This window comes from Streptomyces coeruleorubidus, from assembly GCF_008705135.1.
Classification (GTDB): domain Bacteria; phylum Actinomycetota; class Actinomycetes; order Streptomycetales; family Streptomycetaceae; genus Streptomyces; species Streptomyces coeruleofuscus.
Genome location: NZ_CP023694.1, coordinates 8,091,957 through 8,117,415, shown reverse-complemented (window position 1 = coordinate 8,117,415; position 25,459 = coordinate 8,091,957). Strand labels below are relative to the sequence as shown.

Sequence of the window (25,459 nt, the reverse complement as noted above, 5' to 3'; positions counted from 1 at the left end):
GCGTGGGCGGGTGGGCAGCTCAGTAGGCGGCGAGTCCGCGGACCGCCGTGACGACCTTGTCGACGGTGGGGATGACCTGTTCCTCCAGCGCGTCGGCGAACGGCAGCGGGACGCACTCCGCCGCCACCCGCCGCACGGGTGCGTCCAGCAGGCCGAAGCCCTCGTCGGCGACGATCGAGACGACGGTGGCGCCCCAGCCGCCCTGGTAGGGGTTCTCCTCGACGGTGAGGAGCCGCGAGGTCCCGCGCACGGAGTCGAGGACGGTCGCGGCGTCCAGCGGGACCAGGCAGCGCAGGTCGACCACCTCCGCCTCGATCCCCTCCCCCGACAGCACGTCGGCGGCCTTCAGCGCCAGGGGCACCGTGGAGGCGAGTGCGACGAGCGTGACGTCGGCGCCCTCGCGGATGACGGCGGCCCGGCCCAGCTCGACGACATGACCGGGCGGTGGCGGTGCCCCCTTGGTGGCCAGGAGGGCCTTGTGCTCGAAGAAGACCACGGGGTCGTCGCTGCGGATCGCCGCCGCCATCATGCCGATGACGTCGGCGGGTGTGGCCGGTGCCGCGATCTTCAGGCCGGGGACGGTCAGCGCCCAGTTCTCGGTGGCCTGGGAGTGCTGGGCGCCGAAGCCGAGCCCGCCGCCGTTGGCGGTGCGCACGACCAGGGGCACCGTGACCTGGCCGCCGGTCATGTAGCGGACCTTGGGGATCTCGTTGGCGAGGTAGTCCCAGCAGCAGGCCAGGAAGTCGGAGAACATGATCTCCGCGACGGGCCGCATCCCGGTCATCGCGGCGCCCATCGCCGCACCCACGATGGCCTGCTCGGATATGGGCGTGTCCCACACCCGCTCGGGCCCGAATTCCTTCAGCAGACCCACGGTCGTTTTGAACACGCCGCCGGCCGCGGCGATGTCCTCCCCGAGGCACACGACCGACGTGTCCCGGCGCATCTCGCGCGCGATGCCCTCGGCGACCGCTTCCCGGTAGGTGATCACGTCCGCCATGCGGCACCTCCGTCCGCCCACACGTCGGTCAGCGCCTCCCGCGGATCGGGCGGTGGCCCTGCCTTCGCCGCCTCGACGGCCCGCTCCACGACGGCCCGGGCCCGCTCGTCGGCCCCGGCGACCGTCTCCGCCCCGACCCCCAGCTCGGCGAGCCGTCCCCGTGCGAGGTCCAAGGGGTCGTGCTTCAGCCACCGTTCGACCTCCTCGGCCGGACGGTAGGCCGCCGGGTCGGAGCGGCTGTGCCCGAAGTGCCGGTAGGTCTCGGCCTCCAGCACGGCGGGCCCGTCCCCGGCCCGGGCCCGCCGCGCGAGCCGCGCCACCGCCTCCTCGACGGCCTCGACGTCGTTGCCGTCGACGACCTCGCCGGGGATGCCGTGAGCGGGCGCCCGGTCGGCGGCGGGCCGGGCCACCGCCGTGACGTCGGCGATCGGCGTGTACTCCATGTACTGGTTGTTCTCGCACACGAACAGCACCGGCAGCTTCCACACGGCGGCCAGGTTGAGCGACTCGTGGAAGGCGCCGATGTTGGTCGCGCCGTCCCCGAAGAAGGCGACCGCGAGCTGGTCCGTGCCGCGCAGCCGGGCCGACCAGGCCGCGCCGACCGCCATCGGCAGATGGGAACCGACGATGGCGTACGAGCCGAGCATGCCGGTGGCCGCCTTGGTCAGGTGCATGGAGCCGCCCTTGGCCTTGCACAGCCCGGTCGCCCGGCTCATCAGCTCGGCGAGGCACTCCTCGGGGGTGGCGCCCCGGGCGAGGGCATGGTGGTGGCCTCTGTAGGTGGCGAACACATAGTCGTCCGGGCGCAGGGCCGCGCTCGCGCCCACGGCGATCGCCTCCTGCCCGGCGGCGAGATGCGTGGTGCCCTTCACCAAACCCTGGAGGAACAGGTCGTGGGCGGCCTTCTCCGTACGGCGGATGACGGCCATCCGCTCGTAGCAGGCGAGGAGTTCGGCGGCGTCCATCAGCTCGCCCCGTCGCCACGAGAGGTGTTGAGATGGGACTGCGCCTCCCGGCGGGTGTTCAGCTCACCGCCCACCGTCCAGTACTTGCGCCCGGCCACCAGCAGTTCCTCGGCGGGGAACTTGGTGATGACCTCGCAGCCGTCGGCGGTGACGACGAGCTCCTCCTCGATCCGGGCGGCGGACCAGCCGTCGGCGGCCGGCCAGTAGGTCTCCAGGGCGAACACCATGCCCTCTTCGAGGACTTCCGGGTGGTCGAGGGAGACCAGACGGCTGAAGATCGGCTTCTCCCAGATCGACAGGCCTACGCCGTGCCCGTACTGGAGGGCGAAGGCGGCGGTCTCGTCGGCGAAGCCGAACTCCTCCGCACGCGGCCAGACGTGGACGACGTCGGCGGTGGTCGCGCCGGGCCGGACGAGGGCGATCGCCTGGTCCATGTACTCGCGGCAGCGCACATAGGCGTCCCGTTGCGCCCGGGAGGCGCTGCCCACGGCGAACGTGCGGTAGTAGCAGGTGCGGTAGCCGAGGTGGCTGTGCAGGATGTCGAAGAAGGCCGGGTCGCCGGGGCGGACCAGGCGGTCGCTGTAGACGTGCGGATGCGGTGAACACCGCTCGCCCGAGATGGCGTTGACGCCCTCGACGTACTCGCTGCCGAGGTCGTACAGGACCTTGGCCACGACGCCGACGCACTCGTTCTCGCGCACGCCCGGGCGCAGGTAGCCGTACAGCTCCTCGTAGGCCGCGTCGACCATGGCGCAGGCCTGGGTGAGCAGGGCGATCTCGTCGCCGGTCTTGATCCGGCGGGCCTCCAGGAAGACCTGCTGCCCGTCGACGACGTCGATGCCTTCGGCGCGCAGGGCGGCGAGGACGGGCATCTCGGCGACGTCGACGCCGAGCGGTTCGTTCGCCAGCCCGTGGTCGCGCAGCTCGGTGGCGATCTTGGCGGCGACGTCCTGCGCGATGCCCGCGTCCGGGTGGAAGGCGCCGCGCAGGGTGGAGATGCCGGCGCGGGCGCCGGTGGGCGGGCCGCCCTTGCCGTCGCTGTAGTCGAGCCACGGGTTGTAGAGCTGGTGGTGGCGAGCGGCGGAGCCGAAGTCCCAGACGACCGGTTCGCCGTCGCGCACCAGCAGGGCGAAGCGGATCAGCTTGTCCATCGCCCAGGTGCCGATGTGCGTGGCGGTCATGTAGCGGATGTTGGCGAAGTCGAAGCTGAGCACCGCGCCCAGCGCGGAGGGGTTCAGGGACTCGTGCAGCCGGGCCAGGCGCTGTCCGCGCAGCCGGTCCAGGTCGATGCGCTCTTCCCAGTCGACGGCGTTGGGCCCGTATGTGCGGATCGCCATGGCGACCACCCCCACTTCGGAGTGAACGCCCGGGTGCCGTGGGTGTCAAGTGTCACTGAACATCGCCGGAGACGAACCAAACACCCACTGCCGGTACCTCTCCATCGTTGCGGTAGCGGTGGGGGGTCGTCGACTCGAAGGACACGGCGTCGCCCGGGCGCACCGTGTACTCGTCGAAACCGAGCGTGAGGATCAGTTCGCCGGAGGTGAGATAGCCGTACTCGGTGCCGGTGTGCCGCATCAGGCCGCCCGAGCCGGAGGAGGAGCCACCGGGCCGGTAGGTCACCAGCAGGAAGTCGACATCGGCGCCCGGCACCCGCCCGAGACGCTCCCAGACGACGCCCGAGTCCAGCTCCAGCGTCTCGCGCTCACCCGCGCCGACCAGCGGGCCGATCCGCCGCCCCGGGTCGGCGGCGAAGGCGGCGAGGGCGGGCAGGACGGCGCCGGGCGAGTCCACGCCGGCCATCGGCGAGGAGGCCCGGGCGTCGAAGACGGACTCGACGGATATTCCCAGGACGGTCGTGATCGCATAGAGGGTGCTGACGGACGGCTGGCTCTTCCCGGTCTCGATCTGCGACACGAGGCTCGCCGACACACCGACTTCTCGTGCCAGCGCACGCAGGCTCATCCCGCGCCCCAGACGCGCCTGCCGGATACGCGCCCCGACGGGCGGCACGACGGCGGCTGACACGGGCGGCTCCTCTCGGGTGGCGTGCGGCTTCACTTCCCGGACTGCGTGTGCAGTCTCATTGAACAGCGCACGGGAGCCCGGACGCCACTACTTCCCTGCCGGGAACACCGCCCGCACCTGCCAGCCCGCTCCCCCGTCCGCACCCCCGCGAGGTCCCGCGTGCAACTCGCCGCCCAGCGCGGTCACCCGTTCCGTCAGGCCGACGAGGCCGAAGCCGCCGCCGTGGGCGGCCTCGGGGAGCTGGGTGCCGCCGTGGCCGTCGTCCGTCACCGTGACCTCCAGCCGGTCGCCGGGGCGGGCCAGACGGACGGTGACCCGCGTGGCGTCGCCCGCGTGGCGCCGTACGTTGGTCAGCGCCTCCTGCACGACCCGGAACGCGGCGGCCTGCACCTCGTGAGGCAGGTCGTCGGACACGGCCGGGTCACGCTGCAGGACGGTCTTCTGCGCCGGGGTCGCGAAGCCCTCGACCAGGTCCGTGACGGCGGCCAGGTCGCCGACGGGACGGCGATCGGCGGCCTCCGGGCCGGTGTCGCGCAGCACGCCCACCGTGCGCCGCATGGACGCCAGCGCCTCGGTCGCGGCGCGCTCGATGCCGGCCAGGACGGGGTCCAGGTCCTGCGGCTGCCGGGCCGCCATCATGCGGGCCATCTGCGTCTGCACGAGGATCCCGGTGACGTGGTGCGCGACGAAGTCGTGCAGGTCGGCGGCGATGGCGACGCGTTCGGCGCGGCGGGTCTCGCCGACCGCGACGGTGCGCCGGTAGTCCAGGGACCGCAGGTACGCGGCGAACCCGGTGACGAGCCCGACCAGGACCAGCCCGACCAGGGCGTACGCCAGCACCTCGTCCTGCGACGACCGGAAGTACCGCACCGGCAGCAGGAGCAGGGCGACCGCGTCGAGCACCCCGCACACCAGGGCCCACGGCCACGGGCAGTGGCGTACGGCGATGAACAGCAGGCTCAGCAGGATCACCACCTCGCCCGGCCCGAACGGCTCCTGCGCGCGGCCGGTCAGCAGCACGCCCGTCGTGAAGAGCGCCGAGACCACGGCGGGCACGGCGGTGCGCGACTGCGGGGTGAGCCACGGCGGCCTCCGGTCTACCGGCCACAGCACGGCGGCGAACCCGACGAGCAGCACCGCCACCGGCGGCCAGAGGGCGCCGCGGAGGCCGTTCGCGATGAGCAGGTCGAAGACCGAGGCCGCCAGCAGCAGGCCGACTCCGAAGCCCCGCACACAGCCCCGGGGAGAGGTGGATCTCATGCGGCTCACGGTATGCGAGGCCGGGAGCGGCGGGATCGGCCGAACGGCCGAGGAGCCGACGCCCTGACCTGGCCGTTCGGCGGAGGCGCGCGCCCGGGTCCGCGGGCGAGGCTGGAGCCTCATCCGGCACGTACGCTGACGCCCCTGCCCCGTCCCAGCCCTGAGGCATGATCGACCCATGACGACCCCCGTCTCACCCGGCCCGGCCGGCGAGCCCGGCGCCGCAGGCCGCCGCGGCGCTCCCATCCGGGTGCTCATCGCGGACGACCAGGACATGATCCGCACGGGATTCCGGTTCTTCCTCGACGCCCAGCCGGACATCACCGTGGTCGCCGAGGCCCGCGACGGCGAGGAGGCCGTGGCGCTGGCCCGCCGCGAGCGGCCGGACGTGTGCCTGCTGGACATCCGGATGCCGAAGCTGGACGGGCTGGAGGCGACCCGGCTGCTGGCCGGACCGGACGTCGCCGACCCGATGCGGGTGGTCGTGGTCACCACGTTCGACCTCGACGAGTACGTGTACGGCGCGCTGCGCGGCGGCGCCTGCGGCTTCCTGCTCAAGGACTCCGGGCCGACCCTCCTGGCGGAGGCCGTCCGGGCCGCCGCCGCGGGCGACTCGCTGGTCTCCCCCTCCGTCACGGTCCGGCTGCTCAAGCACGTCACCGAGCCGGCGGCCGCCGACACCGGGCCACGGCCGGCGCCCCCTGCTCCCCCGGCCCCCGCGGCGCCTCTCCGGGAGCCCCTGACCGAGCGCGAGCTGGACGTGGTCCGCCTGGTCGCCCTCGGCCGGACCAACGCCGAGATCGCGGCCGAACTGTACGTCTCCCTCTCCACGGTCAAGACACACCTGTCCAGCGTCCAGCTCAAGCTGGCCGCCCGGAACCGCGTCGAGATCGCGGCCTGGGCCTGGCAGAACGGGCACGCCCGGGCCGGAGCGTGAGGCGCCCGCGCAGCGGGAGGCGCTCACCCGAACAGTCCGGTGCCGGTGGTGGGCCTGCGGTGCCGGTGGTGCCCTGAGGACACGCGTCACGTTCCCAGGAGGCACTCCCGATGACCCGTCGTCCGTACCGGCTCGTCCGCGTTCTCTCCTCCGCCCTGGCGGCAGGCACGCTGCTGGCCACCGCGGCATGCTCGGACGACGGCGGCACGGACGGTTCGCGCGTCTCGGGCGTCACCGCGTCACAGGCCGCCGGGCAGCGGCAGACCCCCTCTCCCACCACCACCCTCACCACGGACCGCGCCCGCACCGCGCTGATCACCGAGGCGGACATCGAGGACGACTGGACGCAGGTCCAGGACACGGAGGCCGAGAACTGGCACGACAGCCTGCTCGTCGGCAGGGTCGACGTCTCCGACTTCCTCACCGCCAAGGCCCAGGCCGCCGACTGCCGGCGGCTCCTCGACTCCCTCTTCGACGACGATCTGCTGGGCAGGCCGTCCGGAGCGTCCGAGCTGCGCGGCTTCGAGCAGGGCGACTCGCGCCTGCTGTACCAGGTCGCCTCCTACCAACGGACCGACCCGCAGGACTCCTTGAACTGGATGGCGAACCTGCCGGAGAAATGCGACCAGTTCACTGTCACCGACGGCGGCGAACAGCGCACCGTCCAGGTCGTCGAGACCTCGCTGCCCGGCGTGGGCGACGCCCGTGAGGGCCTGCGCGTGACGGTACGGGGCACGACCGGGGGCACGCCGGCCACACTGGCCCTGGACGTCGCCGCCGTACGCGTCGGCGACGACGCGATCACCGTCGCGGCGGGCGGGCTCGACGGGGACGAGGACGACTCCGTCGAGCAGGCCGTGCGGCTCGGCACCCAGCGCCTGAAGGACGTGCTGGCCGGCAAGACGCCCTCCCCGAACCCCGGCGAGGTCCAGTAACACGGTCGGCGGCCCTCCCCCGCCGCGCGCCGACGGCCCCGCCGGCTCTGCCGATTCCCGGGACAGCGTGATCATCGGAACGGCACAATGACGGCGACGGCCGGTACCGGTCGCTCGTGCGAGGAGAGGAAGAGACGTGAGTGAGAGCCACACCCCGCCGAGCGGCTCGGCGAGGCTGAACACCGGTGTGGCGCACAACGCGCGCGTGTGGAACTACTGGATCGGCGGCAAGGACAACTACGAGGTCGACCAGCAGGTCGGCGAGCACGTGGCCGGCATGTTCCCGATCATCCGGGACATCGCCCGGGCGGACCGGGACTTCCTGGGCCGGGCCGTGTCGTTCCTGGCCGGCGAGCACGGAGTGCGGCAGTTCCTCGACATCGGCACGGGGCTGCCGACGGCGGACAACACCCACGAGATCGCCCAGCGGCTCGCGCCCGACTCACGGATCGTCTACGTCGACAACGACCCGATCGTGCTGGTGCACGCCCGCACCCTGCTGACCGGCACCGACGACGGCGTCACCGCCTACATCGACGCCGACGTGCACGACCCGGACGCCATCCTCGAACGGGCCGGGCACACCCTCGACCTCACCCGTCCCGTCGCCGTCATGATGCTGGGCATCCTCAACTTCGTCCTGGACACGGACAAGGCCCGGGACATCGTGCGCCGTGTGATGGCCGCGGTCCCCTCCGGCAGCTTCCTCGTCCTCACGCATCCGACGTTCGACGACGAGCTCGGCGGCGCGGGCCAGATCCCGGCCATGAAGTTCTGGAACGAGAACGCCACTCCCCCGATCACCGCCCGCAGCGGCGCTGACATCGCCGCGTTCCTCGACGGTCTGGAACTGCTCGAGCCGGGCATGGTGTCGTGCGGGCAGTGGCGCGCCGACGCCGGCTCGGCCGTGCTGGTGCCGCAGTACGGCGCGGTGGCCGTGAAGCCCTGACGCCGGGCGCCCACCTTCGTCGAGGAGGACGTATGACGACCCTGGCCGATCCCGTGCCCGGCGGGCGTCCCGGCGATGTCGAGCGGGCCACCGCGCTGTCCGGCGAGCTGTCCGGGCGGGGTGTGCACGGCGTCGTGCTGTCCTACGTGGACACCGCGGGCATCGGCAGGGTGAAGACCGTCCCGACGGCCCGGCTCGCCTCCGCCGCGGCCTGGGGCGTCGGCATGTCCCCGGTGTTCGACACGTTCCTGGCGAACGACTCCATCGTCACCACCGACGTCCTCGGCTCCCCCGACGGCGATCTGCGCCTCTACCCCGACCTCGACCAGCTCGTGGTGCTGGCCGGGCAGCCCGGCTGGGCGTGGGCGCCGGTGGACCGGGTCACGCAGGACGGGGAGCGGCATCCCGGCTGCGCGCGCACGTTCCTGCGCCGCGTCGTCACCGAGGCGGCCGAGCGGCACGGCCTGACGTTCAAGGCCGCCGTGGAGGTTGAGTGGACCGTGGCCCGGGGGGACGCGCCGGGTGACGCGTTCGTCCCCGCGACGACCGGTCCGGCGTACGGGGCCACACGGCAGGTCGAGCTCGGCGACTGCACCGCGGACCTGCTGGCGGCGTGCGCGGCCCAGGGCCTCGACGTGGAACAGCTCCATCCCGAGTACGCGGCCGGGCAGTTCGAGATCACGGTGGGTGCCGTCGACCCGGTGGCGGCGGCCGACCGCAGCGTGCTGGTGCGGCAGACGGTCCGCGCGGTGGCCAGGCGGCACGGGCTGCGCGTCTCCTTCGCCCCGGCCGTCGTGGGGCAGGGCGTCGGCAACGGCGGGCACGTCCATCTCTCCGCCTGGCGCGGCGGGGTCAATCTGCACGCCGGGGGCGAGGGCCGGTACGGCATGACGGCCGAGGCGGAGTCGTTCACGGCCGGCCTCCTCGCCCACCTGCCCGGTCTCACGGCCGTGACCGCGCCGAGCCCCGCCAGCTATCTGCGGCTCAGGCCCACCCAGTGGGCGGGGGTGTTCACCGCCTGGGGCCACGAGACCCGGGAGACCGCGCTGCGCGTCGTCACCGGCACCGCGGGCCTGCGCGACCAGGCGGCGAATCTGGAGATCAAGCCCGTCGACCTGGCCGCCAACCCCTACCTCACGATCGGCTCCCTGATCGCCGCCGGGCTGGACGGCCTGACCTCGTCCGCCGCCCTGCCTGAGGAGACCACCGGGGACCCGGCACGGCTGGGCGGGGCGGAGGCGGCGGCCCGGGGCGTACGGCGGCTGCCGGTCTCGCTGGAGCAGGCCGTGGAGGAGTTCCGCGGGGACGAAACGCTGCGGGCCGCACTCGGCCCGGTCCTGGCCGACGCGGTGATCGCCGTACGGCGCGGAGAGCTGGCGTCCGTCACCGGGCTCGACGACGACCAGGTGGCGGCGGCATACCGGTGGAAGTACTGACGTGGGCGCGGTCCGCGAAGCGCTCGACGCGCTGAGCCTGGTCGACCACCACTGCCACGGCACGGTGGCCGCCGATCTCGACCGGGAGGCCTTCGAGCCGCTCCTCACGGAGGGCGACGCGTGGCCGGGCGTCTCGCCCTTCGACAGCCCGGTGGGCGTGGCCGTGCGCCGCCACTGCGCTCCCCTGCTGGACCTGCCCAGGCACGCCCCCGTCGAGCGGTACCTGGCCCGGCGCTCGGAGCTCGGCCGGCGCGAGGTGCAGCGGCGTTTCCTGCGCGCCTCGGGCACGGACGTCTTCTGCGTCGACACCGGTTTCGCCCCCGACCGGCTCACCACCCCGCGCGAGATCGCCGAGGCCGCGGGCGGGGCCGCGTACGAGGTCGTGCGGCTGGAGAGCGTCGCCGAGTCGGTGCGGGTCGCGGGGGTCGAGCCGGACGCCTACGCGGAGGCCTTCCGGGCGGCGGCGCTGGCCGCCGTACGGCGGCCCCGCGTGGTGGGCGTGAAGTCGGTGGCGGCCTACCGCACCGGCTTCGACCTGGACCCGGCCCGCCCCTCGGACGCGGAGGTCACCGGCGCCGCCCGGCACTGGACGGCCCGCGGCGGCCGCCTGGACGACCCGGTTCTCGTACGGCACCTGCTGTGGACCGCCGTCGACCTCGGTCTGCCGCTCCAGTTGCACACCGGTTTCGGCGACAACGACATCCGGCTGCACCGGGCCGACCCGGCCCGCCTCACGGACTGGCTGCACCTGACCGCCGGGACGGTCCCGGTCCTGCTGCTGCACTGCTGGCCCTACCAGCGGCAGGCCGCGTACCTCGCGGCGGTCTTCGAGCAGGTGTATCTCGACGTCGGCCTCACCCTCCACCACGTGGGCCCCGCACGGGCCGGCGCGGTCCTGGCGGAAGCACTGGAGATCACACCGTTCCGCAAACTGCTGTACAGCTCCGACGCCTATGGTGTGCCGGAGTTCTTCCACCTCGGGGCACTCGCCTTCCGGCAGGGCCTGGCGGGACTGCTCCAGGAGCGGGTGGACGCCGACGAACTGTCCCTGCCGGACGCGCTGCGGATCGCCCGGTGGGCGGGCCGGGACAACGCCCGGCGGGTCTACCGGTTCCCGGACGACTCCCCGGGAGGCGGTTGAACGGCGTGTGGCCGGTCACAGTTCCTCCCGAGCGGCTATCCAGGAAGTCCGAACGGCTGAAAGTATGATCAAGCGATGTCTGACATGACCGAAACCACGCCCGGCTGGCTGTCCTCCGACGACCTGGAGATGGCGCGCGCCCGCATGCCGATCCTGTACGTCGACGCCGTCCCGGTCCGGGTCGACGACAGCGGCGAAGTCACGAGTGTCGGTGTGCTGCTGCGCATGGGGCCCGACGGAACGGTCAGCCGGACGCTGGTCTCCGGCCGTGTGCTGCACCACGAACGCGTCCGCGACGCCCTTCTGCGCCACCTGGAGAAGGACCTCGGGCCGGTCGCGCTGCCCCGCGTCCCGGCGTCGCTCCAGCCGTTCACGATCGCGGAGTACTTCCCGACGCAGGGCATCACGCCGTATCACGACCCCCGTCAGCACGCGGTGTCCCTCGCCTACATCGTGCCGGTGACGGGCGACTGCCGGCCCCGGCAGGACGCGCTGGACCTGGTGTGGTTCAGCCCGCAGGAGGCCGTCTCGGAGGCGGTGCAGAGCGAGATGCCGGGCGGCCACGGGGTGCTGCTCAAGCAGGCGCTGGCCCACGCGGGCTGCGCGATCTGACCGCCCGGGCGGTCACGAGAGGACCCTCGCCGATGCGGCTTCCCGACGCGACCGAACCACCGATGCGGCTGCCGGACATGCCGCTGCACGACCCGTTCGTCGTCGCCGACGAACCGCCGCGCACCTACCACCTCTACACATCCAACGTCCCCTCGGTGTCGGGCGTGGACGGCACCGGCACGATGGTCTACCGCAGCCACGACCTGCGCGACTGGACGCGCCCCGTCGTGGTGTTCCTGACCGCCGAGCAGGAGGGCATCTGGGCGACGGACGGCGCCTGGGCCCCGGAGGTGCACGCCTGGGACGGCAGGTACTACCTCTTCACCACCCTGCACAACGCGGACCGGCCGCTCCCGGTCCCACCGCCCAACCAGTGGGGTGTCCCGTTCCGGACCCCGACCCATATGCGTGGCACGGTCACGGCCGTCTCCGACTCACTGCTCGGCCCGTTCACCGTCCTCGACCCGGCACGCCCCGTCCCGCCCGAGCGCCTCATGACGCTCGACGGCACGCTGTACGTCGACCCGTCCGGGCAGCCCTGGATGGTGTACGCGCACGAGTGGCTCCAGACGATCGACGGAACGATGGAGGCGGTCCGGCTGGCCCCCGACCTGTCCGGGACGGTCGGCGACCCGGTGTACCTCTTCAAGGCCTCGGACGCGCCCTGGACCGCCGAGCAGATCCCCGCGGGAGTGCCGCACCAGCTCCCGCCCTACATCACCGACGGCCCCCAGCTGTACCGCACTCCTGACGGGTCCCTGCTCATGCTGTGGTCGACCTACGAGAAGAACACGGCCGGCCAGGACGGCACGATCAGCGGCGGCTACGTGCAGACGTACGCCGTGTCGAGGTCCGGGGACATCCAGGGCCCGTGGCGGCAGCACCGGCCGCTGGTCCGCGACGACAGCGGCCACGGCATGCTGTTCCGCACCTTCGACGGGCAGCTGATGATGATCCTGCACCGGCCGTTCGAGAACGCCCGCGGGAAGCTGTACGAGATGGAACTGCGCGGCCACGAGCTGGAGGTGCTGCGCCGGCGCGACGACCTCGACGGGGGCGGCTGACCCGGCCCGGCGTCTGCCCCGAACGCGATCAGCGGGTCCGCCGATATCGGCAGACCCGCTGGTCGACTCTGTCGGGACGACAGGATTTGAACCTGCGACCCCTTGACCCCCAGTCAAGTGCGCTACCAAGCTGCGCCACGTCCCGTTGCCCGCCTGACCTGGGGATTCCCCCGGCCGAACGCGCAGGGAAACAATACCGCACTCGCACCGGTGATCGCGCATCCGTTTCCGCGCATCCGTCGCTTGACCTCAACAATGGTTGAGGTTGCACGCTCGTGCACATGACGAACGCGACGGACATGACACACACGTACGCCGACCTGCCGGGGCTCATGGGCCTGATGACCGGCGACGAGAAGCACGGCCCGGCCGCGACGTCCACGCTGGACGTGCTGTGGGTGCTGTACGACCGGGTACTGCGGGTGAGCCCGGAGCGGATGGCCGACCCGGAGCGGGACCGGTTCCTGCTGTCGAAGGGGCACGGGCCGATGGCGTACTACGCCGTGCTGGCCGCCAAGGGCTTCGTGCCGGTGGAGTGGCTGCCGGGCTTCGGCTCGTACGACTCCCCCCTCGGCCACCATCCCGACCGCACGCTCGTGCCGGGGGCCGAGATCGGCAGCGGATCGCTCGGGCACGGGCTGCCGATCGCCGTCGGTACGGCACTGGGGCTGCGCGCCCAGGGGCTCGACGAGCCGCGGGTGTGGGCGCTGATCGGGGACGCCGAGCTGGACGAGGGCAGCAACCACGAGGCGATCGCCTTCGCCGGGCCCGCCGGGCTCGACCGGCTGCACACCGTCGTCGTCGACAACTCCTCCGCGACATACGCCCGGCCCGGCGGGATCGCCGCCCGCTTCGAGGCGGCGGGCTGGTCCGCGCTGACCGTCGACGGCCGTGACCACGAGGCGCTGTACGCCGCCTTCACCGCACCGCACCCGGGCCGCCCGCACGTGGTCGTGGCCCGGGTCGAGCCCAAGTCCGCCTGATTTTTCCACCGGAAAGGAAGCAGAACTCCATGGACACCATGCGTGACCGGTTCGCCCCTGTCGTCTCCCGGCTGCTCGACGAGGATCCCCGCGTCGCCGTGGTCCTGGCCGAGATCGGCGTGGACGGCTTCGCCGAGGCCGCCCGCCGCCATCCCGACCGGGTCGTCAACGTCGGCATCCGCGAGCAGCTCCTGGTCGGGGCGGCGGCCGGGCTGGCGCTGACCGGGCTGCGGCCCGTCGTGCACACCTTTGCCAGTTTTCTCGTCGAGCGGCCCTTCGAGCAGGTCAAGCTGGATCTCGGGCACCAGGACGCGGGCGCGGTGCTGGTGAGCGCCGCCGCCTCCTTCGACTGGCCGGCCGGGGGCTACACCCACATGGCGCCGGGCGATGTGGCGCTGCTCGACACCCTGGACGGCTGGACCGTCCATGTGCCGGGCCACCCGGACGAGGCCGAGACGCTGCTGCGGCACGCGGTCGCCGCGGGCGACGACAAGGTGTACGTGCGGCTGTCCCTTCAGTCCAACGGGCGGGCGCTGCCCGTCGACGGGCAGCGTTTCCGCACGGTCCGCGAGGGGCGCTCCGGTGTCGTGGTCGCCGTCGGGCCGATGCTCGACACGGTGCTCGCCGCCACGGAGGGCCTCGACGTCACGGTCCTGTACGCGACCACCGTCCGCCCCTTCGACGGGGGCGCCCTGCGCCGGGCCACCCAGGCGGCCGGGACGGACGTCGTGCTCGTCGAGCCCTACCTGGCGGGCACCTCGACGGCGGCCGCCAACGACGCGCTGTCCGAGGTGCCGCACCGGGTGCTGGGGCTGGGCGTGGGCCGTCGCGAACTGCGGCGGTACGGGCAGGTGGAGGAGCATGTCGCCGCCCACGGCCTCGACGCCCGGTCGCTGCGGGAGCGCATCGGGGGCTTCGTCGGGGCGGCGGTTCCCGCGTGAGACCGAGAGGAGGTCATTCCCCCGCCGCGAGGCCCAGCCGGGGGTGTGCCTCCAGGAGCCGGGTCGGGGCGGCCTGGCGCCAGGAGTCGGCCAGGATGTCCCGCAGTTCGCCCTCGTCCTCCAGCGCGTCGAGCCGGGCCCGCACCCAGGCGAACTGCGCCTCGTGGTCGGCGATCCAGAACTTCTCCGGCTCGGCGAGCGCCAGTTCGTCCCGCTCCTCCTTCGGGCAGCGCACGGCGATGGACGTCTCGTCCTCCGGCAGCGTGGCGAACATCTTGCCCGCGACCCGGAACGTGGGCATGCTCCAGGCGATCTTCTCCGTCGTGTCCGGCAGGGACAGAGCGATACGTCTTACGTCTTCGGCATCCGGCATGGCAGGCACGGTATCGGCCGCCACTGACAATCACCTGGTGAGAGCGGTCGCCGGTACGCGCTTGTAGTAGATCGTCGTCGGGCGCAGCTCGCCGTCGGGGTTCGCCGCGTAGTCGGGGATCGCGCCGATCGCGGTCCAGCCGGCGGACCGGTACAGATGCTCGGCGGGACTGCCGGTCTCGGTGTCCAGGTGGAGGAGGGTGACGCCGGCCTCGGCGGCAGCGCCCTCCGCCGTGGTCAGGAGCCCGCGTCCGAGGCCACGGCCGCGGGCGTCCCGGTGCACCATGAGTTTGACGAGTTCCGCGCGGTGACGGCTGTTCGGCTTGGCTGGGAAGGCCAGGCTCACGGTGCCCAGCACCCGGTCCCCGTCGTGCGCCGCCCACACGGCGAGCCGTCCCGCTGCCACGTCGGCGGCCCGTTCCTGCCACCAGGCGAGCGCCTGCGCACGGTCGAGCGGGGCGAGGAAGCCGACCGAGGCACCGCCGCTCACGGTGTCGGTCAGCAGGTCCGCCAACGCCCCGGCGTACTTGAGCAGTTGAGTCCGGTCCAGACGGATCACGGCCGCACCACCGCCAGCAGGTACCGGACGCCCTCGGGAGCGGCGCACCGGAACCGGGTCGGGCCCCACACGCGCATCCTCAGGCAGTCACCGGCGCCCAGGCGGTGTTCGGTGTCCTGCGCGGTCACGTCGAGCGCCCCTTCCAGGACCCAGATGTGCTGTTCCAGACCGGCCACGGGCGGACGGTCGTAGGCGATGTCGGCGCCGGCGGTGAGGCATCCCTCGACGAGCTCGCCGCGCAGTGCGGCGTGCGGTGGTGACACGGATCGCCGTACGAAGCCGGAGGCCTGGTCCTGCCAGACGGGCTGGTCGGCGGTCCGCACCACGGGGGCCGGTTCGGCCTCGACCTCGCTGAGCAGTTGGGACATGGTCCGCCCGTAGACGGCGCACAGGCGGTTCAGGAGGGAGGCCGTGGGGCTGATCTCCGCCCGTTCGGCCCGGGACAGGGTGGACCGGCTCACTCCGCTGCGGTCGGCCAACTCGCCCAGGGAGTAGCCGTGTTCGGTCCGCAGCTCGGCCAGGCGGGCGCCCAGCCGGGTGTCGACCGCGTCGATGCCGTCGTTTCTCATATGCGGGACGCTATCCCGGATATGAGACGACCCCGTTAACGAGTCCTCACACCTGGGCCGCCGCACCGAGCGCGTCCAGCACCGGGCGGATCAGGGGATGCTCCTCGGCTCCCCGGCGTACGGCGGCGAACACCCGCCGGGTGGGGGCCGTGCCGTCGACGGGGCGGACGACCACTCCGGCGAGGTCCATGCCGCGCAGTGCCGAGCGCGGCACGAGGGCGACGCCCGCGTCGGCGGAGGCGAGGGCGACGACCGCGCGGAAGTCGTCCGAGGAGTGCTCCATCCGGGGCTGGAAGCCGGCGTTCTCGCAGGCCAAAACCACCACGTCGTGGCAGGGGTTGCCGGGGTACGGGCCGATCCACGAGTCCTTGGCCAGTTCGGCGAGCGGGACCTCCGCCGCGTCGGCCAGACGGTGGGTGACCGGCACGACCGCGTCGAAGGGCTCGGCGTACAGCGGCACATGGGTCAGCCGTGGGTCGTCGGCGGCGGGGGCGCCCCGGTACTCGACGGCGACGGCGACATCGACCTGGCGGTCCAGCACCATCGGCAGGCTGGCGTCGCCCTCGGCGTCCTGGACGCGGATGCGGATCCCGGGCGCCGACTCGGCGAGGCGGGCCACCGCGGGCGCGACGACCAGGACGATGCCGGTCGCGAAGGAGGCGACCGTGACGTTGCCGGCCGCTCCCGAGCTGTACGCGGCGAGCTCCGCCTCGGCCCGCTCCAGCTGGGCGAGGACCGCGTTGGTGTGGCTGAGCAGAATCTCGCCGGCGGGGGTGAGGCGTACGCCCTTGGCGCCGCGCTCGACGAGCCGGTGCCCCGTCTCCTGCTCCAGCGCGGCGAGCTGCTGGGACACGGCCGAAGGGGTCAGATACAGCGCGGCGGCAGCCGCCGTCACCGTACGGTGGTCGGCCACCGCACGGAGGATGTGGAGCCGCCGCGCTTCGATCATGCGATCGATTCTCTCAGGTCGCCGGTGTTTTTCAGCCGGCCAGCTCCGCCCGTGCCGCCAGGAAGGCGTCGACCGCGCGGTTGACGTCCTCGGTCGAGTGCGCGGCCGACAACTGGACGCGGATCCGGGCCTGGCCCTGCGGCACGACCGGGTACGAGAAGCCGATCACATACACGCCGCGCTCCAGCAGCAGCTCCGCCATGCGCCCGGCGACCGCCGCGTCGCCGATCATCACGGGGGCGATGGGGTGGTCACCGGGGAGCACGTCGAAGCCCTCCTCGGTCATGCGGCCGCGGAAGAGGGCCGTGTTCTCGGCGAGCCGGACGCGCAGGTCGTCCGCCGACTCCAGCAGGTCGAGCACCTTCAGGGAGGCCGCCGCGATCACCGGGGCGAGGGTGTTGGAGAAGAGGTACGGCCGGGAGCGCTGGCGCAGCAGGGCGACGATCTCGGCGCGGGCGGCGACGTAGCCGCCGGAGGCGCCGCCGAGCGCCTTGCCGAGGGTGCCGGTGATGATGTCGACGCGGTCCATGACGCCGTGCAGCTCGGGCGTACCGCGGCCGCCGGGGCCGACGAAGCCGACGGCGTGCGAGTCGTCGACCATGACCATCGCGTCGTAGCGGTCGGCGAGGTCGCAGATCTCGCGCAGCGGGGCGACGTAGCCGTCCATGGAGAAGACGCCGTCGGTGACGATCAGCCTCCGGCGCGCGTCGGAGGCCTCCTTCAGCCGGGCCTCCAGCTCGGCCAGATCACGGTTGGCGTACCGCAGGCGGCGGGCCTTGGACAGCCGGATACCGTCGATGATCGACGCGTGGTTGAGCGCGTCGGAGATGACCGCGTCCTCGGGGCCGAGCAGCGTCTCGAACACACCGCCGTTGGCGTCGAAGCAGGAGGAGTACAGGATCGTGTCCTCCTGGCCGAGGAACGCCGACAGCCGCGCCTCCAGCTCCTTGTGCACCTCCTGCGTACCGCAGATGAAGCGGACGGAGGCCATGCCGTAGCCCCAGCGGTCCAGGGCCGCGTGGGCGGCGGCGACGACCTCGGGGTGGTCGGCGAGGCCGAGGTAGTTGTTGGCGCAGAAGTTGAGGACCTCGCCCGGCCGGCCGCCCGCGGTGACGTTCACGGTGGCGGACTGCGGGCTGCCGATCACGCGCTCGGGCTTGTGCAGTCCGGCGGCGCGGATCTCGTCGAGGGTGGCGCGCAGGTCGTCGCGCACGGAGTCGAACATGAGGGCTCCTGAAGTGCTTGGCGTGAGGGGGAGTTACGCGGTCCAGTCGAGGATGACCTTGCCGCCGCGGCCGCTCGCCGCGTCGGCGAACGCCGCCTCGAAGTCGCGGAAGCCGTAGCGGCCGGTGATCACGGGCGCGAGGTCGAGGCCGCCTTCCAGCAGCACGGACATCGCGTACCAGGTCTCGAACATCTCGCGGCCGTAGATGCCCTTGACGGTGATCATCGAGGTGACGATCCGGGCCCAGTCGACGGGGAACTCCTGCGCGGGCAGGCCGAGCATCGCGATCCGGCCGCCGTGCGTCATGTTGGCGATCATGTCCCGCATGGCCTCGGGGCGGCCGGACATCTCCAGGCCGATGTCGAAGCCCTCGCGCAGGCCGAGCGTGCGCTGCCCGTCGGCGATGGTGGCGCCGGCGACATTGAGCGCGAGGCTGACACCGATCTTGCGGGCCAGTTCCAGCCGCTCCTCGCTGACGTCGGTGATCATGACGTTGCGGGCTCCGGCGTGCCGGGCCACGGCGGCGGCCATCAGGCCGATCGGGCCCGCGCCGGTGATCAGGACGTCCTCGCCGACGAGCGGGAACGACAGCGCGGTGTGCACGGCGTTGCCGAACGGGTCGAAGATCGCGGCCACGTCGAGGTCGACGGGCACCCGGTGCACCCAGACGTTGGCGGCGGGCAGGGCCACGTACTCGGCGAACGCACCGTCCCGGCCCACGCCCAGCCCGATGGTGGCCCGGCACAGGTGACGGCGGCCGGCCAGGCAGTTGCGGCACTTGCCGCACACCAGGTGGCCCTCGCCGCTCACCCGGTCGCCGACGGCGATGTCGGTGACGTCCCCCCCGGTCCCGACGACCTCGCCGACGAACTCGTGGCCGAGCACCAGCGGGGTGCGGATCGCCTGCTGCGCCCAGCCGTCCCAGGCCCTGATGTGCAGGTCGGTGCCGCAGATACCGGTGCGCAGCACCTTGATCAGTACGTCTCCGGGCCCGACGGCGGGCTCCGGGACGTCCGCGAGCCACAATCCGGGCTCCGCCTTCTGTTTGACCAGCGCCTTCACCGCTACGGCTCCAGGGGGTGAGTCCCGGGTCCGGGCACGCCGAAGGTGCCCCTGGGCCGGGAAAGGAGTGGAATCGCACAGCAATCTGCCGTACGGCGGCCGCACCGGTCCATCGAGGTTTTCTTAAGCGGCGCCTCAGCTTTCCTTCACGCCCGCCCGGGTGCGCCGCGGAAACCCGGGGCGTGTCAGTAGGGCAGCCTGCCGTCCCAGCCCTCCAGCTGTACGACGAGCTGCGCGGCGTGTTCCTTGATGGCCGTCAGGCCCGGCTTCCCCCACGGCCGGGGCCCGACGTCGGCGACGCTGACCGTGCCCAGCACCAGGCCCGTACCGTCGATGAGGGGTGCTCCCAGGTAGGAGCGGATACCGAACTCGTCGACCACCGGGTTGCCCGCGAACCGCGGATAGTCGTGGACGTCCTCCAGGACCAGCGCTTTGCGTCGCGCCACCACATGGGGGCAGAAACCATGGTCGCGGGGCAGAGTACGGCCCACCCGGGGGCTGGAGCCGTCGCTCCGCACCACCGGCGCGATGGCCGGAACGTGCAGCCCCGCGTAGAACTGGCCCCGCTCGTCCGGGAAGTTGACCATGGCGTACGGCGCCCCGGTGAACTCGGCGAGGCGGTGCGCGAAGGCGTCGAGTGCGGGTTCGGGGCGCTCCCCCAGCCCCAGCAGGCGCAGTCGGCCGGCTCGGGCGGGGGCCTCCTTGTCCTCGGGTGTGAGCAGTAGACGACCGGCCGGACGCGGCGGGTCGTAGCTCATGGGCGTCCTCCCGGACTGTGGGCATGCGTCATATACGGGCTCCCTGGCGGGTGTTGGAGGATCACATGTGGGCGCCATACCCCGTCGTGGGGGCGGGCGTATGGGCGATGAGATGACGCACGAGGGTCAGCAGGGTCTGGACCCCGGAGCTGGAGATCCGGGCGTCACAGCACACGACGGGGATCTCGTCGGAGAGATCGAGGGCCGCGCGCACCTCCTCCGGGTCGTAGCGGTGGGCGCCGTCGAACTCGTTCACGGCGACGATGAAGCCGAGGCCGCGCTGTTCGAAGAAGTCGACGGCCGCGAAACACTCCTCGAGGCGGCGGGTGTCGGCGAGGATGACCGCACCGAGCGCGCCCTCGCACAACTCGTCCCACATGAACCAGAACCGCTCCTGGCCAGGGGTGCCGAACAGGTACAGCACGTGTCTCGGGTCGAGCGTGATGCGGCCGAAGTCCATGGCCACGGTCGTCTCGACCTTGTTCTCGATGCCGTCGAGGTTGTCGGTCGCGGCACTGACGGTGGTGAGCAGCTCCTCCGTGCTGAGCGGCGCGATCTCGCTGACCGCGCCGACGAAGGTCGTCTTGCCCACGCCGAACCCGCCCGCCACCAGGATCTTGAGGGCGGTGGGGAAGGGATCGCCGCCGTGGCCGGAAGCGTCGGCGTAGTCAGAGCTGTCGTCGTAGTCCATCGAGCACTGCCTCCAGAAGGGCCCGGTCCGTCGGGTTGTGGTGGAACGCGGGGGGCTTGGTGGTCAGCGCCCCGCAGTCGACGAGGTCCGCCAGCAGCACCTTGGTGACGGCCACCGGCAGCTTCAGATGGGCGGCGACCTCCGCGACCGCGACGGGCACACTGCACCGCTCGAGTGCCTGCGCGTGCTCGGGGCCGAGGTAGCCGAGGGGGGTCGCCCCAGTGGCCATCACCTGCGACATGAGGTCGAGCGCGACGGTGGGACGGGTGCGGCCGTTGCTGACCGTGAACGGGCGCACCAGCCGCCCGGCCGCGTCGTCGAGCCAGGGCCCGTCACCGGCCGCCGCCACGCTCAAGGCCTCATCGCCGGGGATTCGACGGACTGCTGGCGGGGAGCGGTGACCAGGTACGGGCGGACGCTCTTGACCAGCATCGCCATCTCGTAGCCGAGGACGGCCGCGTCGGCCTCGCGGCCGGCGAGCACGGCCAGGCAGGTTCCGGAGCCGGCGGTGGTGACGAACAGCAGCGTCGAGGCCAGTTCGACCACGACCTGCCGGACGTCGCCGCCGTCGCCGAAGCGGACGCCGGCGCTGCGGCCGAGGGAGTACAGGCCGGAGGCCAGGGCGGCCATGTGGTCGGCGCTGTCCGGGTCGAGGCCGTGCACGGACTTCACGAGTCCGTCGCAGGACAGGAGCACCGCGGCGGTCGTGTGCGGTACGCGCTGCACGAGGCCGCTCATCAGCCAGTCGAGATCGGAAACATGGGCGGTCGGCGCATCGCTCGCCATGGTGGATCGACTCCTTGGGGTACGAAGGTCTGCGGGAGCGCTGGGGGTGGGGGTGGAAACGGGGGTGGTCATCCGGCGGGTGCGCTCCCGTCGTGCCGGGTGGTGCTGTGGTCGGGGCGGGACGCGGTCACACCGTCCCGGGCGCCGTGCGCCTCGGTGGTACGGGCCGCGTCCACGGTGGGGAGGGACTCGGTGTGCACCGGCTCCATGGGGATCGGGTCCCTGTGTGGGGACTCCCTCAGTGCGGACTCCCTCAGTGCGGACTCCCGGTGTTCGGACTCCCGGTGTGCGGGCTCGCTGTGGGGCGGCTGCATGTGTACCGGCCCCACGTGTGCCGACTCCGTGTGCGTCGGCTCCCTGTACGTCGACTCCGTGTGCGTCGGCTCCATGTCGCCCCACTCCATGTTCCCGGCCTCCATGTGCTGTTGGGCCTCGGCGAGGCCGATGCCGCGCTGGAAGGCCGCCATCAGGCCGGGGTCGTGGCTGACGAGGTGGTCGGAGTCCTGGCGCGGCGTGGGACCGTCGCGCAGCTGGGGGGCGATGTGCTCCTGGGCGCGGCGGCGGGGCAGTTGGGGCTTGCCCATGGTGCCGCGCACGGTGCCGTTGCGCGGGGTCGGCGGCGTGGTCACGTTCTCGGCGAGGACGCGCCGGTCGTCGGCACTGATACCGGGCCTCGCCTCGGCCGGGTTGGGCCGCTCCCGATGGGTCCCGCGCACGGGCAGGGGCGCGGGCCGACCGCTCTGCGGGCTTCCGCCGGAGCCCCGTTCGACCTCCTGCCGGTGCGTCCGGGATACGGCGGGCGGGACAGGCGGCAGTGCTTCGGGCGCGGCACTTGCCCCGGACGGGAATCCGTACCCCACCGAGGACACCGACGCGGGCGCGGATCCGGCCTCGGGCGGGCTTCCCAGCCCGGCCCCACCGGACACGGTCCCCTCGGCTCGGGACGTCCCTCTGGATGCCGCGCCGTCTCCCGCCCCGGCCGCGGACTGCCCGAGCTGTTCCTGTTGTCCGTTCTGCCGGGTCTGCCGCAGCGGTACGGCCGGGCGATCCGTACCGCCCGCCCCGCCCTCCGGCTGCCCGGTGCCCCCGGGCGCGCCCGCCTCCGCGCCCAGCAGCGCCTGCGGCACGACGAGCACCGCCTGCACCCCGCCGTAGATGTTGCTCTGGAGGCGGACGGTGATGCCGTGCCGCCTGGCCAGCTGCGAGACGACGAACAACCCGATGCGGCCGTCCGCGAGGAGCCGGGCGACGTTCACCTGGTCCGGGTCGGCGAGCAGCGCGTTCATCCGCGTCTGCTCCTCCAGGGGCATGCCCAGTCCACGGTCCTCGACCTCGACGGCGAGCCCGGAGGTGACGAGGTTGGCGCGCAGCAGCACCTGGGTGTGCGGGGCGGAGAACACCGTGGCGTTCTCGACGAGTTCGGCCAGCAGGTGGATGACGTCGGCCACGGCGTGTCCCCGCAGGGTGCCGTCGATCGGCGGCACGAGTTTGACCCGCGAGTACTGCTCGACCTCGGCGATGGCCGAGCGCAGCACCTCGGTCATGGGGACCGGGTTGCTCCACTGGCGGCGGGAGACGGCCCCGCCGAGCACGGCGAGGTTCTCGGCGTGACGGCGGATGCGGGTGGCGAGGTGGTCGACGTGGAAGAGCCCCTTGAGCAGGTCGGGGTCCTCCATCTCGTTCTCCAGCTCGTCGAGGATGGAGATCTCGCGGTGCACCAGCGACTGGAGGCGCCGGGCGAGGTTGACGAACACCTCGAGCTTCTGTTCGCTGCCCGCCTGGCTGGAGAGCTGCGAGGCCTGGACGACGGCGCTGACGGCGCCGTCGTGCGCACGGTTCAGGTCGGCGGCGAGGAGTTCGAAGTCGTCGGCGCCCTCGGCGGGGCCGCCGCGGTGACCGGCCGGCGGGCCGAGCTGCGGCGGTCCGTCGCCGCGGCGCAGCGTCTCGACCAGGGCGCGCAGGTCGGCCTCGCGCCGTGCGGTGGTGCGGCGCAGGACACCGATGCGGTCGTGCACGGACCGGGCGGCCCGGTTGGCGGCCACCGCGGCGACGACGATGCCGACGAGGGTCACCGAGACCGCCCCGGCGAGCACGGCCCACAGCATCGGCCCCGGCCGCGCTCCGGTGGACCGGACGGTGAAGAGGACGGCGGCACAGCCGCTGAGGGCGACGGCCGTGGGCGGCAGCACGGCGAGACGCAGCAGCTGGGGCCGTATATGGGTCTCGGGCAGCGCGGGTGCGGTGCGGGCGGCCGGCCGCCCGTGCCGCCCGCCTTCACGGCGGTCGGCGCGTGCGGCCGGGGCGCGGAGGTGCGACATCGGTGTCCTCGAACTGGTCCGTCGGTCCTGGGTGCCAGGGGGGCTTGCGGTGGTACGACCGGGCTCACGGGGTCGCTTCCGCGCACTCCGGGCCGTCAGCCCGGGCTCCCCCCGCTCCCGCCCGGCACCACCGCGTCCGGAGTCCGTGCGCTGCCCGGGGCCGGAGGAGGCCACCACGGCGGCGCCCGTACCGGCGTCGGTCGTGCGCGGGCAGCGGGAATCCCCCTCGCGTCGACTCCCTCGTCCGCCTTGCGCCTGCACGTGCCGGTCCCCACTCCCCTGATCCGCCTGTTTCCCGACGGACACTGACAGTAGTCGTCAGCGCATCATGTGCGGTGGGCAGTTGACAAACTCATACGGTGAGCGTCCCGCTCTGGTATGAGGTCTCGTACGACAGACCGATAACTGCAAGACACGTCCGGCCGCGACCGAAAGCAGTTCGATCCGACCTGGTCAGAAGTGGTCATGCAGACATGGCGAGGGCCGGGGAGCCTCGCGCTCCCCGGCCCTCGCCGTCTGCCCGCCGTCCGCTCCGGCTCAGCCCGCCGGAAGCGTTTCAGGGTCCTCCATGCCCTTCCCCGCCTTGCCCTCTTCGTCACTCAACGTATCGGCCTGGGCCACGGCTGCCGCGTTCGACGCGGTCCTGATCGTGGCGTCGGCGAGGGCTTCACCGGCCGGGAAGCCACCCGCCGGGGCGAGCGCCACCCCACGCCACCACGGCTCGGACGGGACGGTCTCGGCCGTGGGCTCGAAGGGTTCACCGGGGCGCGGCAGGGCGATCCGGGCGCCCACGGCACGGGCGGCCGCCATCGTCCCCTCGCCGGGCTCCGCCCACGGATGCGTCGCCAGGTTGAACGTGGCCCAGTGGATCGGCAGCATCGGGCCGTGCTCCGGTCCGCCCTGGAGGTCGAGGTGGGCGCGCATGCCCTCCTCGGGGGTCATGTGGATGTCGGGCCAGAAGTCGGAGTACGCGCCGATCTGGATCATCGTGGCGTCGAAGGGTCCGTGCTCCGCGCCGATCTCCTGGAAGCCGTCGAAGTAGCCGGTGTCGCCGCTGTGGTAGATCCGGTGCTCCTCACCGGCGACGACCCAGGAGGCCCACAGGGTGTGCTGGGTGTTGCGCAGCCCCCGGCCGCAGAAGTGGCGGGCCGGAGTGGCGGTCAGGGTGAGGCCGCCGATCTTCGCGGCCTCGTGCCAGTCCAGTTCGCGCAGCCGGTCGGCGGACACGCCCCAGCGCTCCAGGTGCTCCCCGACGCCGAGCGGCACGGCGAACAGCGTGTCCGTGCCGGCCAGGGCCTTGATGGTAGGCATGTCCAGGTGGTCGTAGTGGTCGTGCGAGATGACCACGACGTCGACCGGGCCGAGCGCGGCCAGCGGCAGGGGCGCCGGGTGCAGCCGCTTGGGGCCGGCGAAGGGGAACGGGGAGCACCGCTCGCCCCACACCGGGTCGAACAGGACGCGCCTGCCGTCGATCTCGGCGAGCACGCTGGAGTGCCCCATCCAGGTCAGCCGCAGCCCGGTGGCCGGTGGCCGGGCGATGTCGGCGAGGGTGGTGGCGTGCACCGGCACGGTGCCCTTGGGGCTGCGGCGTGGCCGGGTCTCCTTGTCGAAGAAGACCTTCGCGAAGTCCAGGGTTGAGCCCGAGGGCCGGGTTCGCGCGGGGCCGCCGGGGTTCCGGAAGACCCCGTTCTCGAAGTGGGGTGATCTGCGGATGCGCGCCATGCGCTCGCCGCTCGGGTCCGCGCCGAACGCGCCGGGCCGGAGCGCGCGGAGCCCGGAGCTCAGAGAACGGAAACCGGCCACGGTACCTCCAGGTGGAGTCGGTCAGGCTTTCCATTATGGGCGGCCCCTCCGACACCACTGGGCCGCAGGGGTCCCACGACCGCGATACTGAACGGATATTCAGTAATCACGGCGAA

Annotated in this window: 26 protein-coding genes and 1 tRNA gene; 9 read left to right on the top strand and 18 right to left on the bottom strand. The window is 72.7% G+C overall.

Annotated elements, in window-relative coordinates; all coding sequences use genetic code 11:
- Positions 1-19 precede the first annotated feature (19 nt).
- From CP976_RS37310 to CP976_RS37290, 5 genes are all read right to left on the bottom strand, one after another.
- Positions 20-1,000 (bottom strand): alpha-ketoacid dehydrogenase subunit beta, encoded by a 981-nt coding sequence (locus tag CP976_RS37310; RefSeq protein ID WP_150484293.1) that lies wholly within the window; start codon positions 998-1,000, stop codon positions 20-22.
- A complete protein-coding gene (locus tag CP976_RS37305) occupies positions 988-1,965 on the bottom strand; it encodes a thiamine pyrophosphate-dependent dehydrogenase E1 component subunit alpha (RefSeq protein ID WP_150484292.1) in 978 nt (325 codons plus the stop codon). Before CP976_RS37305 ends, CP976_RS37310 begins: the two co-directional genes overlap by 13 nt.
- The gene (locus tag CP976_RS37300; protein WP_150484291.1) at positions 1,965-3,302 is read right to left on the bottom strand and encodes a M24 family metallopeptidase; all 1,338 of its coding nucleotides are present in this window, start codon (positions 3,300-3,302) and stop codon (positions 1,965-1,967) included. The genes CP976_RS37305 and CP976_RS37300 overlap by 1 nt, the downstream gene beginning before the upstream one ends.
- A gap of 52 nt (positions 3,303-3,354) precedes the next feature.
- Positions 3,355-3,993, bottom strand: coding sequence for a helix-turn-helix domain-containing protein (locus CP976_RS37295; protein ID WP_150484290.1), 639 nt, complete (start codon positions 3,991-3,993; stop codon positions 3,355-3,357).
- Positions 3,994-4,080: 87 nt separating this feature from the next.
- Entirely contained in the window at positions 4,081-5,253 is a 1,173-nt protein-coding gene (locus CP976_RS37290) for a sensor histidine kinase (protein WP_150484289.1), read from the bottom strand.
- Between the two features lie 178 nt (positions 5,254-5,431).
- Between CP976_RS37290 and CP976_RS37285 the strand changes: the two genes are divergently transcribed.
- From CP976_RS37285 to CP976_RS37255, 7 genes are all read left to right on the top strand, one after another.
- Positions 5,432-6,190 carry a response regulator gene (locus CP976_RS37285; RefSeq protein ID WP_150484288.1) on the top strand — a complete coding sequence of 253 codons (759 nt, stop codon included), beginning with the start codon at positions 5,432-5,434 and terminating at the stop codon, positions 6,188-6,190.
- Between the two features lie 110 nt (positions 6,191-6,300).
- On the top strand, positions 6,301-7,125 hold the full coding sequence (locus CP976_RS37280; RefSeq protein WP_150484287.1) for a hypothetical protein: 825 nt from the start codon (positions 6,301-6,303) through the stop codon (positions 7,123-7,125).
- Between the two features lie 136 nt (positions 7,126-7,261).
- On the top strand, positions 7,262-8,074 hold the full coding sequence (locus tag CP976_RS37275) for an SAM-dependent methyltransferase (RefSeq protein WP_150484286.1): 813 nt from the start codon (positions 7,262-7,264) through the stop codon (positions 8,072-8,074).
- A gap of 32 nt (positions 8,075-8,106) precedes the next feature.
- On the top strand, positions 8,107-9,510 hold the full coding sequence (locus tag CP976_RS37270) for a type I glutamate--ammonia ligase (RefSeq protein ID WP_150484285.1): 1,404 nt from the start codon (positions 8,107-8,109) through the stop codon (positions 9,508-9,510).
- 1 nt (position 9,511) lies between these two features.
- Positions 9,512-10,651, top strand: coding sequence for an amidohydrolase family protein (locus tag CP976_RS37265; RefSeq protein ID WP_150484284.1), 1,140 nt, complete (start codon positions 9,512-9,514; stop codon positions 10,649-10,651).
- Positions 10,652-10,726: 75 nt separating this feature from the next.
- On the top strand, positions 10,727-11,263 hold the full coding sequence (locus CP976_RS37260; protein WP_150484283.1) for an NUDIX hydrolase family protein: 537 nt from the start codon (positions 10,727-10,729) through the stop codon (positions 11,261-11,263).
- Between the two features lie 32 nt (positions 11,264-11,295).
- Entirely contained in the window at positions 11,296-12,327 is a 1,032-nt protein-coding gene (locus CP976_RS37255; RefSeq protein ID WP_150484282.1) for a glycoside hydrolase family 43 protein, read from the top strand.
- 71 nt (positions 12,328-12,398) lie between these two features.
- Here the strand turns inward: CP976_RS37255 and CP976_RS37250 are convergent.
- A tRNA-Pro gene (locus tag CP976_RS37250) sits at positions 12,399-12,472 on the bottom strand.
- A 136-nt stretch (positions 12,473-12,608) separates the two neighbouring features.
- Here CP976_RS37250 and CP976_RS37245 point away from each other — a divergent pair.
- Both CP976_RS37245 and CP976_RS37240 read left to right on the top strand, forming a co-directional pair.
- Positions 12,609-13,310 (top strand): thiamine pyrophosphate-dependent enzyme, encoded by a 702-nt coding sequence (locus tag CP976_RS37245; RefSeq protein ID WP_150484281.1) that lies wholly within the window; start codon positions 12,609-12,611, stop codon positions 13,308-13,310.
- Between the two features lie 29 nt (positions 13,311-13,339).
- Positions 13,340-14,251 (top strand): transketolase family protein, encoded by a 912-nt coding sequence (locus CP976_RS37240; RefSeq protein ID WP_150484280.1) that lies wholly within the window; start codon positions 13,340-13,342, stop codon positions 14,249-14,251.
- A gap of 13 nt (positions 14,252-14,264) precedes the next feature.
- On the opposite strand, the gene CP976_RS37235 is transcribed toward CP976_RS37240, so the two are convergent.
- The 12 genes from CP976_RS37235 to CP976_RS37180 all read right to left on the bottom strand — a co-directional run bounded on the left by CP976_RS37235 (position 14,265) and on the right by CP976_RS37180 (position 25,343).
- Positions 14,265-14,624: an MmcQ/YjbR family DNA-binding protein gene (locus CP976_RS37235; RefSeq protein ID WP_167537495.1), complete on the bottom strand. Its 360-nt coding sequence runs from the start codon at positions 14,622-14,624 to the stop codon at positions 14,265-14,267.
- Between the two features lie 30 nt (positions 14,625-14,654).
- Positions 14,655-15,182, bottom strand: a complete 528-nt coding sequence (locus CP976_RS37230; RefSeq protein ID WP_150484278.1) for a GNAT family N-acetyltransferase — start codon at positions 15,180-15,182, stop codon at positions 14,655-14,657.
- The gene (locus CP976_RS37225) at positions 15,179-15,751 is read right to left on the bottom strand and encodes a helix-turn-helix domain-containing protein (protein ID WP_150484277.1); all 573 of its coding nucleotides are present in this window, start codon (positions 15,749-15,751) and stop codon (positions 15,179-15,181) included. The genes CP976_RS37230 and CP976_RS37225 overlap by 4 nt, the downstream gene beginning before the upstream one ends.
- Positions 15,752-15,797: 46 nt before the next feature.
- Entirely contained in the window at positions 15,798-16,700 is a 903-nt protein-coding gene (locus tag CP976_RS37220) for a LysR family transcriptional regulator (protein WP_150484276.1), read from the bottom strand.
- Positions 16,701-16,731: 31 nt separating this feature from the next.
- Positions 16,732-17,925 (bottom strand): glycine C-acetyltransferase, encoded by a 1,194-nt coding sequence (locus tag CP976_RS37215; protein ID WP_150484275.1) that lies wholly within the window; start codon positions 17,923-17,925, stop codon positions 16,732-16,734.
- A 33-nt stretch (positions 17,926-17,958) separates the two neighbouring features.
- Entirely contained in the window at positions 17,959-18,987 is a 1,029-nt protein-coding gene (gene tdh / locus CP976_RS37210; protein WP_150484274.1) for an L-threonine 3-dehydrogenase, read from the bottom strand.
- A gap of 185 nt (positions 18,988-19,172) precedes the next feature.
- Positions 19,173-19,745, bottom strand: coding sequence for a GAF domain-containing protein (locus CP976_RS37205; protein ID WP_150484273.1), 573 nt, complete (start codon positions 19,743-19,745; stop codon positions 19,173-19,175).
- A gap of 61 nt (positions 19,746-19,806) precedes the next feature.
- Positions 19,807-20,436 (bottom strand): GTP-binding protein, encoded by a 630-nt coding sequence (locus CP976_RS37200; RefSeq protein WP_150484272.1) that lies wholly within the window; start codon positions 20,434-20,436, stop codon positions 19,807-19,809.
- Complete coding sequence (locus tag CP976_RS37195) at positions 20,414-20,785, bottom strand: DUF742 domain-containing protein (RefSeq protein ID WP_010044672.1); 372 nt, start codon at positions 20,783-20,785, stop codon at positions 20,414-20,416. The genes CP976_RS37200 and CP976_RS37195 overlap by 23 nt, the downstream gene beginning before the upstream one ends.
- Before the next feature lie 2 nt (positions 20,786-20,787).
- A complete protein-coding gene (locus CP976_RS37190; protein ID WP_010044671.1) occupies positions 20,788-21,222 on the bottom strand; it encodes a roadblock/LC7 domain-containing protein in 435 nt (144 codons plus the stop codon).
- 68 nt (positions 21,223-21,290) lie between these two features.
- A complete protein-coding gene (locus CP976_RS37185) occupies positions 21,291-23,540 on the bottom strand; it encodes an ATP-binding protein (RefSeq protein WP_190146910.1) in 2,250 nt (749 codons plus the stop codon).
- Positions 23,541-24,077: 537 nt separating this feature from the next.
- The gene (locus CP976_RS37180) at positions 24,078-25,343 is read right to left on the bottom strand and encodes an MBL fold metallo-hydrolase (RefSeq protein ID WP_150484271.1); all 1,266 of its coding nucleotides are present in this window, start codon (positions 25,341-25,343) and stop codon (positions 24,078-24,080) included.
- Positions 25,344-25,459 lie beyond the last annotated feature (116 nt).